Source organism: Acinetobacter sp. Marseille-Q1618 (assembly GCF_902809855.1).
Classification (GTDB): domain Bacteria; phylum Pseudomonadota; class Gammaproteobacteria; order Pseudomonadales; family Moraxellaceae; genus Acinetobacter.
In genome coordinates this window covers 162,839-177,897 of sequence record NZ_CADDWJ010000004.1, presented here as the reverse complement: position 1 = coordinate 177,897, position 15,059 = coordinate 162,839, and the positions used below count along the sequence as shown (strand labels likewise).

Below are 15,059 nucleotides of genomic sequence, written 5' to 3'. Positions count from 1 at the left end.
AGATTGGATTGATACTGATGAACTACATGACCCTTAGGGTAGGTCGGTATATCTTGAAGATCAGGAAAAATACTAGAGTCATAATTAAAACCGAGTTTCTCTTTAATATCATTCGCTTTGGTTGCACCCTGAATCTCTGTCAAAGATGATTCATGTGATTGAATTGTATAGTTAAGATTCATATCTAAAGATATCTGATTTTGTATAATTTCTTCTTTCAAAAAAATATACGAAATTTGCTCTTCATTATTTAATCGATTACTTGGATATTTTGATATAATTAAATCATGATCATCACTTAGATAAGCATCATATTTATACATACTGTCTTTGCTTGAAAGAGACAATTGTAATTGACCAGTTTCTAATTCAGTTTTTGATTCAATATATAAATTCAAGTGCTCTAATTGTGGGGTAACATATCTTTGGATAAATTCTTCTCGTGACTGAACATTTAAAATAGATATCTCATTATGCAATCCGTGCTCTAGAATACTGTATTGATCATATGTTTGACCACTTTTAATATACTCAAAAACAATATCTAAATGATCACTCGTAAATTTAGGGTTTTCTCGTTGTATATGTTCGAAATTTAATAAAGAATGTGCAGCTACAAAATTTTTAACTTTTTCAGTTTTTATTGTAAAATTAGAGCCTAAATGCCCCCCTACACTTGCAACCAAATCAGTACTAAATTTAGTCCCTCCAGAGAGCCTTAAATTGACATGATCGTATTGATTCTGCCCTTTATACTTTAAAGGAGCAGCATTAAAAGTTAATGCTCTACATTGCAACTCTATATTTTGATCTTGAATATGCATCAGAACAGCCATTGCTTCACGTCCACCTTTTGAGTGTCCTACAGTCAATACCTTTTCGATTCTTATATCATTTTTATTACATTCCTTTAAAAGCGAGTCAGCATATTGTTTTGCATGTTGATCAGCTAAAGTCTCTATGGGGCTACCTAGTAGAGTTTCTGTAAGAATTTGGGGATTATTAATCAGCCAATCCTTATAAGTTACACTCCCGCGGAATGCCATCATTAAGGTTTTATCATTTTCATTGTAATAAGATACTGCACCAAAGTGACTTTGTTCATTAAAAATTGTAGAAATTAACTGAAAATTATTTATTTTTTCTGGAATATTTTCTGCACTTTTTAACGCAGTATAGGAGGCTAAACTTGCTGCCAAAGCCTGATTAATATTAGACATAGTATTCTCATTTTATTTTTAAATTTTTACAAATACTGCAAATTTATCTGCACCAAAGCAAAAATATTCTTCATTAGAATCAAAGGCTCCAGTAACTACATTAAAATCTAATTTTTTATTTTCTATACCATCATTTATATAATATTTTTTATCATAAGTAAGTAAAATTTTTTGATTTTCTCCAATATAGCCCCCGACAATACTGGAAGCTGAGTCAATCTCCTTTATATTCAAATTATGATCAATTTCAATTAATTTCGATGGTGAATTATTTACCTCAAAAACTGCAAATATACTTTGAGTTCCTTGAAAATGTTTTAAAAAAATAATCTTATCTACTACTATATTCACATCTACACTATTTTTTGAATTAAAGTTGATAAGAGATGTCGTTTGCGTTCTATTGTTCAAGTTAATAAGAGGTGTATTTCCTATTTTTTTGTTATAGTTATCAGCAATAACTAATAATTCATTACCTACACTTGTACAATTTATAATAATTTTTTCACTGTATAAATCTTCGACATCGAATGTATTTAGATCAATTATAAACGTGTCTCTGTTAAATCGTTTGTCTCTCATTCGGCTTAAACCAGTAAAAACATATAACTTATTTTCTTTAAATTGAATAAATCTAACAAGTCCAGCATTTTCAAGCTCAATTTCTTTAAGTATTGTAAAATTTTTAGTCTCAATAATTGTTATTGTATATACATCACTTAAAAAAGCTAAATAATAATCATTAGATGCAACAATATTCGTATAAGGCGTCAAGAATTTTACTTCAAATTCTGCTTTAGCTTTTCCAGTTTCGTAGTCATGAATTGTAAAGATCGGTTCATCAAAATAAAGTGCGGCAAAGTATTGGTTTTTTTTATTTAAATGAAGTGAACCTGGAATACCAGATAGTTTAATTTTTTTCATATTCATAATTCTTACCTATTTATAAACTATCAATTTTTATAAAATTGATGACTATTATACCTTATGTTTTAATTTGAAACAGCTTAAACAAATATTAAATTCAACTTCTCTAAGAAAAAGTTACAGATAATAAGTAACCCATACAAGTTAACACATAATAAATTCTTAATAATTTATATAAAATAGGCGCTTCAGAGTTCTTATTACATGATTACTTCAATAAACCACTCATAACTAAATAGTTCCAAAATAATAATCTATTATCTAAATGCGGTACATTAATTAATGTACTAAAATTTGTAATTATTTGATTAGTAATGCTAATTTCCATTGGTTGAAAGATTGTCCAATAACTGAATATTATCCAAACACTCTGTACGGATTATTTCTGTACATGGTGTAATAATCCATCTAATGAAGGAGATCTTAAATGGAAATCCATTTAGAACGTGATCGTATAGATCTGCGAGTTTATGCTTCCACAAAAGAGTTGGCTCAAAGGGCTGCTGCTGCATCTGGTTGTTCTTCAGTAACAGAATATATTGTTCGTTTAATTCATGAAAATGCACCTCAAACATTAAGAGAACAGGCAACTATTCAATTGACAAATGAACAATTTGATCGTTTTCTGAAAGCTTGCAATACACAGCAAAGTGTTCCAGACCGACTGAAACAGACTGCCCAACTTCTTGATAAAGAAGGTTTGTAATATTGCTAATAGGAACGAGTTTTGAAGTTTCTGATGCATCGATCCATAATTTAAAAAAAATTGATTGCGGTAAGCAAAGCCTGAATGAATATCTGAGTCGATTTGCTGTTAAAAATAATATACTTGGATTAAGCCGTACATGGATTTCACCTTGCCAACCGAATGATAAGAAAGCTGAAATTGCTGCTTATTTCACTTTAGCATCAATTTCAGTAACTCGCGAATCTTTACCAAAACAATCTAAATCTGTACCTTCCTATCCGATTCCAATTGTTCTACTTGCAAGGTTAGCAGTTTCAATCAATCATCAAAATAAACAACCAGGTATTAAGACGTTGGTACATGCCTTAAGAACGGCTTATTCAATTCATCTCAAAGGTCCACCTACAATTGGTGTAGTGATAGATGTATTGGATGACGATGCAATGAATTTCTACAACAAAGTGGCTTTGTTGCATAAACCTACCGTTAAAAGGTTATTCAAAATTATAATTCTCAAATGAATAAGCCCACACCTAAAATCTATCGTACAACCAATTGGTCTTCTTATAACAGAGCATTAATAAATCGAGGAAATATCTCTATTTGGTTTGATCCCAAAACTCAATGGGACGCTCAACCAAAAGGCAAACATGGTCGAAATCAAACCTATTCTGATGTTAATATCCAATGCTGTCTGATGATTAAATCTCTATTCCGTCTGTCTTTACGTATGGTCACAGGCTTTGTTCAAAGTCTTATTCATCTTTGTAGATTAGATTGGACAGCCCCAGATTATTCCACTATTTGTAGAAGACAAAAGCATATTGATATTGCAATTAACTATCAAAAAAGCAGTAATGGTCTCCATCTACTCGTTGATTCTACTGGCTTAAAGTTTTTAGGTGAAGGGGAATGGAAACGTAAAAAACATCAGCCTGAATATCGTCGCCAATGGCGTAAATTACATATTGGTATCAATGCTGAAACCCTTCAAATACGCGCTATTCAGCTCACAACCAACAATGTGAGTGATTCACAGGTGCTTGGTGATTTACTGGATCAGATTCCACAAGAAGAACAGATTGACTCCGTCTATACTGATGGGGCTTATGACACCAAGCAATGCCGTCAGATCATCGCAGACCGACAAGCGCATGCAGTGATTCCACCAAGAATAAATGCGAAACCTTGGAAAGATACAAAGACCAGCTCGCTAGAGCGAAATGAATTACTTCGGACAGTTAAACGTTTAGGTAGGACACTATGGAAAAAATGGTCAGGCTATCATCGCCGAAGTTTGGTCGAAACCAAGATGCATTGCATAAAATTATTAGGGGATAAACTCAGTTCGAGAAACTTTCAAAGCCAAGTCAATGAGATTCATGCACGTGTAGCAGTCCTCAACAGATTTACGGAATTAGGTCGACCACATACCCAAGTTATGCCTTAAATTTGAGTTAATTGGAGAAGTATTATCTTTTAAATCTTTATGCAACAAAGCCGTTCTATACTCAAAAAAGTTTGTAAATTAAACAATGAATTTAGTTAGTAAATCAATCATTATGCATATTTTTTAAAATCGATAAAACATCCTGAATAATTAAATTCAAAATATCTGCATCATTCACCAATATCTTAAATTCAGTGTCGTAATAGTTTAAATCTTTTACGATAAGTTGTGAATACAAGGGCATTGCTATCAAAACAGTCAAAATAAAATTAAATGAAATCCTATTTACTTTAGATAACTCTTTTAAATTAGCATCATAAAATATTGATCTGATCAAACTCTCTGTTTTATCATTAATAAATTGCTGTGGCGTATTTTGATACCTCAAGTAAATTCTTTGATATTCAGATTGTAGAAGACGTAAGTTATCTTCTTTTACATTTTTTAAAATACTATTATTAGGTATCGATAAAGAGTTTAACAAGGTTGATATAGTAGTACTTATTCTTTTCAAAGGATCATTACTAAAACTTTGTGCAAATGCTTCAACATTTGAATGAGTGCCTACTTCTGTGTTAGATCCAACCGCATTAGCTTGGTCTAACGTTAGCGCTGCACCTTTGAGTGCTTTAGCTACTTTTTCATCACCGATAATCGTTGATCCTTGAGACTCACTAGGCTCAATACCCCATCTTTCAGTGAATGCTTTGCGACACATACCATTAAAATTAATTGGTTTCTTCGTCTTCTTAAGATAGTCACTATAGCTGCTAATTTTCTCAAGAATAACTTCAAAATTTCTCTTGGATAAAGCATCTATATTGGAATTCGGTAAAATGTTTTTAACCAACATTTTGCGGTAATCGTAATCAAAGTTTGTGTCTAGAATTTTTGACCATTGGATTGCTTCTTCTTTATTGTTCGACTTTTTAACTACTTTCGTAATAACAATAAACTCAATTTTTTGTCTAGCACCACGAATAAATTCATAATCGATCGAATATGACATTACATCATTGTTATTAAAGCTTTTTATCGCGGGTTTAATTGAATCTCGCAGTAAGTATCTATCTTCAAGTTCTGAATCAGCAAATCCTAAATAGGCTTTAAATAGTGACCATTCAATCTTCACTTCTTCTTCAAAAGTATCTAGTAAACAATAGAATAAATTCTCAAGTCTATTTCCTCTTTTACCACCGGAATTAGATAATGAAGTTAGCTTTGTCCATGAAAATAGATGTGTAAGTTCTTCAATTGATAAACTTTCTAAAATGATACTTGTAAAGAACTTAGGTAACGTATATACAATACTTACATTTTCATAATTTCTTCTTATTCTTGAATCTTTTTCCAGATCAGCATCGGTATCAAGAACATCATTATTAGTCACAATTGAAAAGTCACTAATAAAATTAAAATGAGACGTTAATGATTTTAGACCTTGTTTATTAAACAAGTCGATTTGAATATCTACTGTTTTTAAAGTCTTTAGCTGTTCAATAATAAATTTTAGTCTGTTCTTAGAATTAACTTTATATATTAAAACATCAAGTGGAATTGAAAACACTAGATTAGTTTCATTTAAATTATTTGATTTTTTTAATTGTTTAATAATATCAATAGCATGACTCAATAAGCATAGCCAGATCTTATGTTCAAAAAGCGTAATTGAATTGGTGACATGAATCAGGGATACAGGCAAAGTAAATTCATTTGAAATTTTAAAATTCAATAAATCATGATGATCTGTCGCATTGATCGGATCACAAATGTCAATATTACTAGCAGATACATACTCTGTTAGGTTCTCTGCTAAACCTGAGTGATTCATCATTAACTCTTAATTTTGATGATTTATATTGTTTATATCATAAACTGTGAGAAAAAACATAATTTACTCACATAAAAAAAGGAGGAACATAAATTCCTCCCTAAATTGATTGAAATATAAACTATGACACTAACTTTTTTTGAAAATACATTTCAAAGTAAGGGGCGTAATTAAAACTATAGTAAATTGTTTCATCAACTTTAAAGCTCACATATTCTGACAATAAATTTGTTGAAAACAATCGATCTAGCCTGAAATGTTGATTTCCAGTTTTCGGATTGAGAATTACTTTATCTTGTTGTACAGACAATGAAACTCCTGCCAATCTTTTCATGTTCTTTTCAAATTGATCAATAGAAACATTCAATACCTCACATAATTCTGAAGCATTTACAGTATGATCTAAAAGCTCATCAAATGAAGGAAGATTGATTCGATTGCTGTGCAAACCTTGCAGATAATTTATGATTAAATCAAAAAACTCTTTATCTTGTTTCTTAGCATTAAAATCAATGGTAAATCGACAATGATTTTCTTCAAAAATAAGCTTTGAATTATCATTTTCATTCAACCAATTTAAGATTTTCAATTTGTGTGTTGATGGTTTAGTGACTACCTCATTAACTGGCTGAAATAAAGATAATTGCTCTTGAAAATTATCGTTATTATCTCCCCATGCTAAGGACGGAATAGCGTTAGCAATCATATTAGCCATATTATCACTCCTTTAGTATGGTAGCAGTTAATGTTAACCTAAATATTTAGACCTAATCTATTTTCAAATATACCATAATTCCTTATTACCAGACAAATATTAAGTATCTGATTGGTTAAGAAATTCATTAATTTTTTAGTAAAACTCCCTAAAAGTTTTAACCGCTTGAAATTAAACCTCACATTAAGAATTTAAGTACATGTAAATTCTAGAAATAATGAATATAATAATATGTTATTTCAAATTTCAGCCAATTTTTATGTATTGAAACTTTCTAATTTTTAGGCAAAATCCAGAAGATACCTGCCATTACTAGATATATAAATTAAAAATAAATATATAATTATAAATAAAATATTTTATAAATCTTAATAAATTTATTTTACCACAACCAGCTTATCCACAGGCTATGAATTTAAACCTCACAGTTAAGTCATAGACTTTGAAATTAAATATCACACTACGAACCTAACAAAATGATTTATATAAATATAATTAATTAGCATACCATTGAAATAAAACCTCACATATAAGTTATTTAATCTCACACATTTGAAATTCAACCTCACAGTGAATCTAACATACTGTTATTAAACACGAAATTCAACCTCACATAATGGAAATTCAACCTCACATAATGGAAATTCAACCTCACAGTTAAAATTATAATATTGAAATTAAATAAAAAAATAAATAAAAAGCTCTCTATTCTTTATTAATTTATTCTTTTAATATTAAATATATAAATATAAAGATCTCTTTTAACCAAAACAGTAGTGATCCTATATTAAAATAATAAACATTATATCCCAACAATATATGTTATTATCTTTTAATTTTTAGTAGTATCTTTTTTTTAAAAAATTGATTTATTTTTTTTTTAATATACAATCAACAAAATAAAGACTCTTTGTTTTATTAGCTTTCACCCATACAACAGGGGAATTTCAATGAGCAATTATTACTCCAACGACAACACTTTAAGTAGACTTAAGGGGTTAAGTAAAAATATATCCATACCTAAAGAGCAATCAAACAAAGTATTTCCTCAACGCAAATTTATATTTGTGGATGGAGTTGGAACATTGAATGACAACCAAGAATATATTTTTGGTACTGATATATTAAGTAATGAAAAAGTAAAAGTACGACTAAACTCAAAAGAAGAACGTATCCAAGATATGCTAATGACTGGTCGTGTAAAAAGCAAAGATCAAGCTGAACAAATTGTCAGTGGACAATATGAAAATTCTTCAAATCCTAGAAAATCACTTTCTGAAAGGCTAAAAAATAATTCAGTAGTTTTTAGTTTTGATCAAACATTTGAAACTCAAAGTACAGATAATTATCGAACTTATAGATCTCATTGGGCTGAAAGCGTCACAACAAATCCATCTGCTCAAATCGTTATCGCACCAGTACATTTAAAATTCGTTAATAATCAAAACCCTTTTGGATTGGTTGAAATTATTGAGGATAATTTTCAATTAGATATCAACAGTGGTTTAAATCAAGTACGAAATGTATTTAGACAAGCTTTAAGCCATAAAGATGAATATAATGCTGAACGTTCTGGAAGTCTAAATTATATTCTTCGCTCTAAAAAAGATGATCATGATATTTATAACGGTTTAATTAATACCCATTTAACCTCTATTCAAGCAGGAGGAAGAATAATAAGAGTACCTGCACACATAAATACAACATTAGATCAATTAATGGCAAAACCATTGATTACAGATCAATATAAACCACATGAAAATGAGATATTTAACCAAGATCTTAATCGTATAATTGTCAACAAATTACTAAATATTGATTTTAATCAAAAATTAGAAACAACTAATCCCGAATATCAAACATATCTTAAAGAAATATCAAAGCAACTCAAAAATGGAGAAATTTACTTAGACATTTATGCGAGCCGACATATTTTTTTAGGTAAAGAGTCTGTGAATACATATAGAGCAAAGGCTTCTAGATCTGTAAGTCCTATCAAAATTTACAACATTAACGAAAATGATGTGAATGGTTATCAGGTTACAACTAAGGGTTATTTAAACTCAGTTGTCTGTATTGATCGTCATCGAGATAGCCTCTCCCCTTTCATTAATTTCACATCTACAATAGATCCTTTAGCGCAAGCTCAAAAACTTGAAAATCTAGAGATTAAACAATCAAAAATAAGTGATACCTTATTATTAGATGAAAAATTTAAAAAAGATCCTTTACCTAAAAATATCAGTAACTCACAGGATAATTATAGAAACCAGATTAAGGAATCAAAGAAAAAACAGGAGTCTACTGGTTCTGATTACGGATTTTTCTAAAAAGGAATAATAATAAAATGGCACAGAATAATATAACTTGGGTAAATTTAGAAAGCTTGAATCTTCATACTAGACCTGCCAAAAGAAAACTAGATGGTAATGACATTATCGGGATAGAAATCTTTGATCTCAACAATTATCTATCTAAAGATATCTTTCAAAACGCAGGATACTCGCTTCATAAAGTGAATAAAACCAATGTGTTCAATATATATTTCACAGAAATGCCAATCAATCAATTTGTGAAAGCTATTGATCCTGATCATAGGTTTGTCTCCTTTTATCAAACAGATATACAAACATTAAATACAAGTTATCTTAATGAAATCAATCGTATTAGTAGAGATAGATTTCATTTAGCTATTCAAAACTCAACATTAATAGGAATGAATGCAGATAATCATTTTGTATTTGCTACTCCTTATTCACGTTTTTTTTCAGACAATCCAAATAAGGAAAACTTATCGGATCTTAATTTTGAAAGTAATTTATCAAATAGTGAGCTATGGAAAATACTAAAGGTTGGTGAGGAAAACTTTCATAAAAGAAAGAATATGGCTTTATGTGCTAAGGGATTAGCAAACTATATTTTACATTCAAAAAAACAATTTAATAATCAAGATATTGAGCATTTTATCAAAGTCATTTTGAATGATAATTCAGACCGAAAATATGATGCACTAATCAATGCTTTACAAAAACAATATTTTTATGAACAACTTGAAGTTAGTTTTAATAACTTAGCTAGAGTTTTTGACCATACAAATCATGGTGAGTACATGCGCATCTCAGAACTGCATCATTTACAGCCTTATGAGCCATTATTTAATGTGTCAGAGTTGCATTTACAACAGTTTTCAACACCAATCACAATTGCTGCAATTGCACAGAAATTATTAATTGATGATATTCATATAAATAAGTCCATATTAGAGCCGACTATTGGAAATGGGGCGTTAATTAATCAATTTGTAGATGTGCCTAACTTGCATGTGGTTGGTACAGAAATTGACGGTAATCGTGTTAAAAACATTAAAATTTTTTTCAATGTCAATACGCCTACTAGTAATATCAATGTTATTGAAGGTGATTTTTTTAAAATTTCAATCTTATCAATTATCGAGGAAGATCGTTTTGATTATGTAATTGCTAATCCTCCATTTGGATGTATTGATAAAACACAAGTAACATTAACCGACGCAGATGGAAAACAATATAATTTTTTTACGCAAAGATTAGATCACAAGATTTTGCTTGAAACTTTAAAGTTACGTTCTAATCATGGACGAAGTGTTTTTATTATTGGTTCAGATAGTTTTTATGAAAAAGGTGTTATTCAATCTGAAAGTAAAAAATTACTCACTTTCATACATGATAATTACAATGTGGAAGGTATGGCTGAACTTGATGGTTCTTTATATAAAAAGCAAGGTACTAAAGTTAATGTACGTTTGATCAGTATTGGTAATAAATTAGAACAGACTAGAGAGTTTGATTTACCAGAAACTTTACTTATAATTTCTAATGAACTTGATCTTTGGCGTTGGTCAGAAGGGATTATTAATCAGCGCAGCAATCAACAACAGCAAAATATTAATGACCTCGAAAGCCCAATTGATTTGCCAGAGATCAATAATAGTGATGATAATGTTGATTCTTTTTTCAATGATTTTGTGAAAGAAAATGAGCATGTACTTACAAGAAATAAGCCACAACAAGATCCACCTAGTACAGAAGGTGTTAAAGAATCAGAACAGAATCAAATAGCAAAATCTAGAGATGATTATTCACAACAAGAAAGCCAAGATAAGAATGACAATAAACTTGTAGAAGTCAGTGAAGTAGAGAATACAAAGGAAACTTTTGAATTAAAACTACTTCAAGTTCCATATATTCCTGTTTCTGAAGTATCCCCTTCTAATACAATGATCCCAAGTGATCAATCTGAATTGATTAAATTGGCTCAAGATAAGCAATTGGATCATATTCATCGTGAATCCATTTATAACGACCAACTTAAGGCTGCAATTGAACAATGTAATGGTAATCCTTTTGATGGGTATATCATGCATAAACTTAAATACGACTCTCAGCAAGCATTAGCTCAAGCATTTAGTTCAGAACAAATTGATGCTCTCACTGGTGCAATCCTTACATTCCAAACTGGACGATCTTATATACTTGGGGATCAAACAGGTATTGGTAAAGGTAGAACACTTGCAGGTATCCTTAGATATTCGTTATTAAATAATGAAAGACCAGTATTTTTTACTCGCAATGCTCAGTTATTTAGTGATCTTTGGCGAGATCTCGAAGCTACGGATACTGCTAAATTAATTAAAAATCCGTTCATTTTTAATGCTGATGGAGCAATTTCACATAATAATGAAATACTTTTTCAACCCATTAATAGCAATGATTTAAAATCTTTAGATAAGATTAGTAATGAATATGATGTAATTTTTACAACCTATTCTCAATTTTCTGGAAGAAGTAAGAATAAAGAACAATTATTACTAAGTAGTTGTGATTCAAATACTCGCTTATTGTTAGATGAATCACATGTTGCAGCAAGTGGTGAGTCAAACATAAGCTTTTTTATAAATGTGTTAAAACAAAATACTGGTGAAACGTATTACTCATCAGCAACCAGTCTTAAAAAGTCGAGCAACTTTAATTTTTATATTGATATTTTTCCGAAAAATTTCTATGGACAGTTGAAAAGCATTTTAGAAAATAAACCAACAAATGAAGTGCTTGAAGCCATTTCAATGAGTTTAGCTAAAGATGGTGTTTTTCTAAGACGAGAACATGATTTTTCAAAATTAGAGTTTAGAAATTATGAAGCTCCGTCAAATTACCAAGTTGCAGCACGTGAACTATCAGACCAATTAGCAAAAGTCTTATCTAAAATGGCTTATTTATCTGGTGATATAAGCAAGAAAGTTGCTCAGATGAATACAGAAATAAAAAATAACCTTGATAATGTAAACAATACTGGTTGGCAAGAGAATCGAATGAATGTCGAGTCAATGAATTTTGCCTCTGGAATGCATAATTTAAGCCGACAAATCATCTTAGCTGTAACTACACCAGTGGTCATCGACCAAGCTATAGAGTCGCTTAAAGAAAACCGTAAACCTGTAATTGGGTTAGAAAATACGGGTGAATCATTACTGAATATGTTGTTAGCGAAAGACGATAAAACAACTCAACTTATCGAACAGATTAATGATTTAAAATCATCAAGTGATTTCAATCGCCTAATGAATGAATTATCGGAAGGTTCAATAACGTACAGTGAGTATCAAAAAGAAAATATTGTTAAAGAAATTGAAAATCTAGAAAAAATATTAACTGAATCAAATAATTTTGACAAAATTCTAGATAAACAACCGAATGTTGGAGATCTCCTTGATTTAATGTTAGATCGTTTAGATACCATACAGATACGTGATAGGTATGGATCTGTTCGATTAGAAAAGATTGAAGATCCAATCTATTACGATTTAAAAGAAGAAATTAAAGAGGAAATTAAATTACTACCAGAAATTCCTTTATGCCCACTAGATATGATAACCAATGCATTAGAAGAAAAAGGGTATAAAGTAGGAGAGATTTCAGGTAGACAATTACAGCTTAAGCAAGTTGAGACAACAGATGGTATAGGCTATCAAGTTGTAAAAAGAAATGGAAATACACCAGTAGAAAAAACAAATGCGTGTAATGCGTTTCAAGCAGGTGATTTAGATGTAATGATTTTAACCAGATCTGGTTCAACAGGCTTATCACTTCATGCCATTCCAACCAATACAGGCAAGTCGGATCATTTAAGACAACGTGAATTTTTAACTGCTCAAGCTCCACAAGCAATAGATGAATTTTTACAATTAATTGGACGAGTAAACCGTAAAGGTCAAATCAGTTCGCCAATTATTTCGCAATTTGATATAGGATTACCAATTCAGCGTAAATTGTTGATGATGCATAATGCTAAGTTATCTGAGCTAAGTATCAATATTACAAGTAACCGTGAGAATGTGAGTAAACAAGTGACGGATGTGGACTTGTTAAATCAATATGGTGATGATGTAGCTTATAACTATTTGAAAATTAATAAGCAAATTCAAGATATGCTTGTTTTAGAGATTTCTGAGCGAAAAGATAAAGCAGATACTACAGGATTGATCAAAAAAGTATTTAATCGACTCAACTTTGTATCTATCAATACTCAAGAAAAAATCATTGAAGACCTAACGCTATTGTATAACGAAAAGATTCAAAAGATGAATGAATTGGATATTAATCCATATGTTGTGAAGGTGTGCGATTGGAAAGCAAAAACGATTGATCAATTAGAATTAAAAACAGGTTTAGGAATAAAAAATGACGGCCAAAGAAGTACATTTTTTGAACCTGCATATTTTAAAACAGTTGAATACGAAAGTGTGAATACCCCTTATACCTCTCAACAGGTCATTCATTTGATAGAAAAAGGTCAAGAACTTATGACTAATCAACTACGAAATGTATTAAGCAATTATTATGATAATAATAGGGTGAATTCAAAAGATAATTTACGAGAACAAAGCCTTCCAACATTGATAAAATTATACGGTCATGCACAGCAAAAGATTTTAGAGATAGAGTTAAAAGAATCTATAGAGCATTCATCTACACAAGCTTTTGTTAAAGCTAAACTGACTTTGGATGAATACACAGCTATTAAAGATTTAGTAAAAAAAGCTGAAAACTTAAATGACTTGAAGAAAATCGTTTCAGAAAGTCCTAATCTATTTAAACATGTTGAGCAACAGTTATTGAAATCTGAAATCGCTGTAGGATTTGTCAGAAATCTTGATATTTTGGCTTCAAAATATGAATCGATAAATATTAACTTTGCAGCTAATATTCATTCAAATTTATTAAACAAGATTGAACGTGAAATTTTTGAGAATGTGTTGATTCGTGTAAGGTTTCCTAAATTATCATTTGCGTGTTTAGTGACAGCAAATTTTGATGTGAAACATACTCAACCGAATATTGATTATGTAATGAGTACTAAGTTACGGCACATGGTAGAAGACTCCCTAACAACTATTCCTGCGCTTAGAAATGCAGGTACTACCCTCTTTACGCAAACCAATTCTGAAAAACTTTCTTTTATGAAAGATTTTGAAAAGATTGAGTTAATTAAACCAGGCTCAAAAATTCTTGCTAGTTTTGATGCTTATGAACCAACTTCAACTGCAAAATCAGCAAAATTACTCACAGGTAATTTAATAACAGCAATGAATGTTGCTGCTTTGTCTAGAGTTGAATCTCAATCTATAAATTATACAGATGAGAATGGTAAAAGGTTGAGGGCTTTATTGGTTCCTGAAAGCTTAAATCACAATTTACTTAATGAAAGGATTAAAGGCATTTCTAATTTAGATGAAGCACTCATGTATGTTGATGCATTGAAAAGTGTAAAGCGATCTAGAAGTAAATTTACTTTGCCTAGCTTTTTAATTGTGAAGTCAAATGCAAATGGTAGTCCAGTACTAGAAGTAAATGTAAAACCTTTAAATCAGATTACGGATAATTATTTTATTTCTGCAAAAGGAAATAGAAAACAATTAAAAGCATTTTCTGAGCTTAATATTTTCAACACTGGTAAGGATCCTAGTACATCAAATTTAAATTTAAGATTGAGTGGGGATCTAAACGATGGTTCCAACTCAGATATTAGAGCTAACTTTGAATTTTCTGACTTATATCCAGTTCTAAAAGAGCTTTCAAAAGAGTTTTCATCAGTCAAGATTACAGACTTAGATCCGAAATTTTTAGCCCAACTGAACCAAAAGAATGAATATGAAAATAAACCTAAATTTAATTATTCATGAGGACAATGAC

9 protein-coding genes are annotated in these 15,059 nt (G+C 30.2%); 5 read left to right on the top strand and 4 right to left on the bottom strand.

Annotated elements, in window-relative coordinates:
* Together HUS24_RS16235 and HUS24_RS16230 are read right to left on the bottom strand one after the other, a co-directional pair.
* The coding region (locus HUS24_RS16235; protein ID WP_173912996.1) for a DUF2974 domain-containing protein at window positions 1–1,220 on the bottom strand (1,220 nt) is incomplete at its 3' end.
* A gap of 18 nt (window positions 1,221–1,238) precedes the next feature.
* Entirely contained in the window at window positions 1,239–2,150 is a 912-nt protein-coding gene (locus HUS24_RS16230) for a hypothetical protein (RefSeq protein WP_173912995.1), read from the bottom strand.
* Window positions 2,151–2,574: 424 nt separating this feature from the next.
* Between HUS24_RS16230 and HUS24_RS16225 the strand changes: the two genes are divergently transcribed.
* The 3 genes from HUS24_RS16225 to HUS24_RS16215 are packed head-to-tail and all read left to right on the top strand — an operon-like array spanning window position 2,575 to window position 4,285.
* On the top strand, window positions 2,575–2,853 hold the full coding sequence (locus tag HUS24_RS16225; RefSeq protein WP_173912994.1) for a DUF1778 domain-containing protein: 279 nt from the start codon (window positions 2,575–2,577) through the stop codon (window positions 2,851–2,853).
* 2 nt (window positions 2,854–2,855) lie between these two features.
* On the top strand, window positions 2,856–3,356 hold the full coding sequence (locus HUS24_RS16220; protein ID WP_173912993.1) for a GNAT family N-acetyltransferase: 501 nt from the start codon (window positions 2,856–2,858) through the stop codon (window positions 3,354–3,356).
* Complete coding sequence (locus tag HUS24_RS16215) at window positions 3,353–4,285, top strand: IS5 family transposase (protein WP_173912956.1); 933 nt, start codon at window positions 3,353–3,355, stop codon at window positions 4,283–4,285. The genes HUS24_RS16220 and HUS24_RS16215 overlap by 4 nt, the downstream gene beginning before the upstream one ends.
* A gap of 103 nt (window positions 4,286–4,388) precedes the next feature.
* Here HUS24_RS16215 and HUS24_RS16210 read toward each other — a convergent pair whose 3' ends face one another.
* Window positions 4,389–6,119: a hypothetical protein gene (locus HUS24_RS16210; protein ID WP_173912992.1), complete on the bottom strand. Its 1,731-nt coding sequence runs from the start codon at window positions 6,117–6,119 to the stop codon at window positions 4,389–4,391.
* A 118-nt stretch (window positions 6,120–6,237) separates the two neighbouring features.
* Window positions 6,238–6,831, bottom strand: a complete 594-nt coding sequence (locus tag HUS24_RS16205; protein WP_173912991.1) for a hypothetical protein — start codon at window positions 6,829–6,831, stop codon at window positions 6,238–6,240.
* 950 nt (window positions 6,832–7,781) lie between these two features.
* Between HUS24_RS16205 and HUS24_RS16200 the strand changes: the two genes are divergently transcribed.
* On the top strand, window positions 7,782–9,161 hold the full coding sequence (locus HUS24_RS16200) for a hypothetical protein (RefSeq protein WP_173912990.1): 1,380 nt from the start codon (window positions 7,782–7,784) through the stop codon (window positions 9,159–9,161).
* Between the two features lie 17 nt (window positions 9,162–9,178).
* Window positions 9,179–15,049 (top strand): strawberry notch C-terminal domain-containing protein, encoded by a 5,871-nt coding sequence (locus HUS24_RS16195; RefSeq protein ID WP_173912989.1) that lies wholly within the window; start codon window positions 9,179–9,181, stop codon window positions 15,047–15,049.
* Window positions 15,050–15,059: the final 10 nt, after the last annotated feature.